The following is a 2516-nucleotide window of genomic DNA, read 5'->3' on the forward strand; positions in this document are numbered from 1 at the left end:
AGCAGCAGTTCTTCTGTTAAACAATCAAGTTCTAGTTCAAATGATGTTCAATCGTCAAGTAGTAAACAGAATCCTTGGGGGACAGATGCTGAATGGTGGCCGTTTAGTTGTAATGCCCACGGAGGTTGTCTCGAATTTACAGATAAACGAAATGGTAGAACGTACAAGTATTTGAAGTTTGATGGCAAGGATACGTCTGGAAAAAACGCAACAATTTATGCGATGGTGGAAAACCTTAATGTCGGTGATATGGTTCGAGGATTTAAAAACCAAAATGATGATTCTAAAATCGAACGCTACTGCTATGACAATGATACATTAAATTGCCACTATTATGGCGGACTTTACCAATGGGCAGAAATGATGCAACTGCCAAGCGAATGTAACCAAAAAGATTGTCGCGGCCAATATGATACTATAACATATCATCATCGGGGAATTTGCCCTGATGGTTGGCGACTTTTGACTTATAATGATTTTTATATCATAGTCAATAGCAACGGGAATCAAGATGGTGTAAAAGGAACGCGCTCAACATTTGGTTTTGGGGGAAGTAACGATACAGGTTTTAGTTTAGTGGGGGCTGGAATGCGTATAACTCCGATGGGTGGAGGCGGCTTTAAAGAATTAAATGAAACTGCATATTGGTTTTATCCGACAGAGAATTCTTACAAAGATTATGCGACTGCGGATGATGGATATATGGGAAAAGATGAAAAATATATGAATAAAAATGTCTTATATAAAGAGACAGGAGCGTCTGTCCGCTGCGTTTTGGATGAATAGTTAAATCATTTTACTTTTAGTGTGAAACAGTCGTAATTAAAAGAGGAAAAAAGAATGTCTAAGAAAAATCTCAAAAACAGTGCCCAAAACAGCAGCTACAAGATTGAAGCGTTGGAACCTCGCTTTATGATGGACGCCTAGCCCGTCATTCCTTTGCCCGTTACCGTTCCCGGGATTCCCGTCCCGGGGCGTTTTTTATCGGGAGTATTTCGGTGGGGGTTTTAGGGGGCTTGCCCCTTAGGCGAAGGGGTAGCGGAAGAAAAGGCTAGATGGCGGATCAGGTCCGCCATGACGACTTGGCTGGAGCGTGGGGGAGACTTCCCCCTTTATAAAAAAAAGACGAGAGCCGAAATTTCTTCGACTCTCGTCTTTAATTTTGAAAGGAGATCCCCGGTCATCCCCGTCAAGCGAGGACAGGCGCCGGGGATGACACCTCAAAGGCCCGCAGGGCCGCGCTCACTCCTCGAAGGGAGCGAAGCGACCGTGCTCATACCTCTTACAGGCTAATCAACCCTTCGGTATCCTTGGACATGGCGTCATAGAATGCGTAGCGGGCGTCAACTTCCTTCTGGAGGTCGTCGGCGAGCTTCTTGGCCACTTCCGGATTGTTACGGGTGAGCTGCTTGTAGCGGTTTTCGGTGTAGATGTATTCTGCAACCGGAATCGTCGGCTTCTTGGAGTCGAGGATAAGCGGGGCCTTTCCTTCGGCGGCGAGAGCCGGGTTGTAACGGAGCAGTGTCCAGTAACCGGAATCCACGGCCATCTTCTGGTGCTGAAGCTGGCTGTTGAGATCGAAACCGTGGTTGATGCAGGGGCAGTAGCAGATGATCAGCGACGGACCATTGTGTGCTTCTGCTTCCTGAAGAACCTTCAGGGCCTGAGCGTCGTTTGCGCCGAGGGCGATACGGCCCACGTACACGTTCTTGTAGCTCATGGCGATGAGGCCCAGGTCCTTCTTGCCGGCGCGCTTACCAGCGGCAGCGAAGAGGGCGACTGCGCCACGGTTCGTGGCCTTGGAAGCCTGTCCACCAGTGTTGGAGTACACTTCGGTGTCGAGGACGCAGATGTTCACGTTTTCGCCGGTTGCCATGACGTGGTCGAGACCACCGTAACCGATATCGTATGCCCAACCGTCACCACCGAAGATCCACACGGACTTCTTCACGAGGTAGTCGGCGAATTCGTCGCGGAGGCTGACGGATGCGTCGTCGGTAGCACCGGCGAGGGCAGCCTTCAGGGCGGCAACGTTTTCACGCTGGGCCTTGATGCCGGCTTCATCGTCCTGCTTCTGGGTCGTGAGCTTTTCCTTGAGTTCGGCAGGAACGTTCACGGCTTCGAGGAGGCTCAAAGCCTGCTTGGCATGCTTCGTGATAGCGAGGCGCATACCGAGACCGAATTCAGCGTTGTCTTCGAAGAGGCTGTTGGCCCATGCCGGACCGCGGCCTTCCTTGTTCTTTGCCCACGGAGTGGTCGGGAGGTTACCGCCGTAAATGGAGGAGCAGCCCGTAGCGTTAGCAACGACCATGCGGTCACCGAACAGCTGAGAAACGAGACGCACGTAAGCGGTTTCGCCGCAGCCTGCGCAGGAGCCGGAGAATTCGAACAGAGGTTCGAGGAGCATGGCCTGCTTGACGAGGTTCTTGTTGACCTTGGTGCGGTCGAATTCCGGGAGATCGACGAAGAAGTCCCAGCACTTGCCTTCCTGAACCTTGATGGGTTCCTGCGGCACC

General features: G+C 51.2%; 3 protein-coding genes. 2 read left to right on the forward strand and 1 reads right to left on the reverse strand.

Going from position 1 to position 2516, the window contains the following annotated elements; translation table 11 throughout:
* Together ACKI61_RS05235 and ACKI61_RS05240 are read left to right on the forward strand one after the other, a co-directional pair.
* Positions 1–786 (forward strand): FISUMP domain-containing protein (locus tag ACKI61_RS05235; protein ID WP_407456720.1); only part of this gene is annotated, 786 nt, incomplete at its 5' end.
* Positions 787–840: 54 nt separating this feature from the next.
* Positions 841–927, forward strand: coding sequence for an LEPR-XLL domain-containing protein (locus ACKI61_RS05240; RefSeq protein ID WP_407456722.1), 87 nt, complete (start codon positions 841–843; stop codon positions 925–927).
* 355 nt (positions 928–1282) lie between these two features.
* Here ACKI61_RS05240 and ACKI61_RS05245 read toward each other — a convergent pair.
* Positions 1283–2516, reverse strand: a 1234-nt coding sequence (locus ACKI61_RS05245) for a thiamine pyrophosphate-dependent enzyme (RefSeq protein ID WP_407456721.1), incomplete at its 5' end; no start/stop codon positions are given.

It is taken from the genome of Fibrobacter sp. (assembly GCF_045601785.1).
Lineage (GTDB): Bacteria > Fibrobacterota > Fibrobacteria > Fibrobacterales > Fibrobacteraceae > Fibrobacter.

Coding starts and splice junctions, on each gene's coding strand:
- ACKI61_RS05240 (WP_407456722.1), top strand. CDS start 841: ATGTCTAAGAAAAATCTCAAAAACAGTGCCCAAAACAGCAGCTACAAG.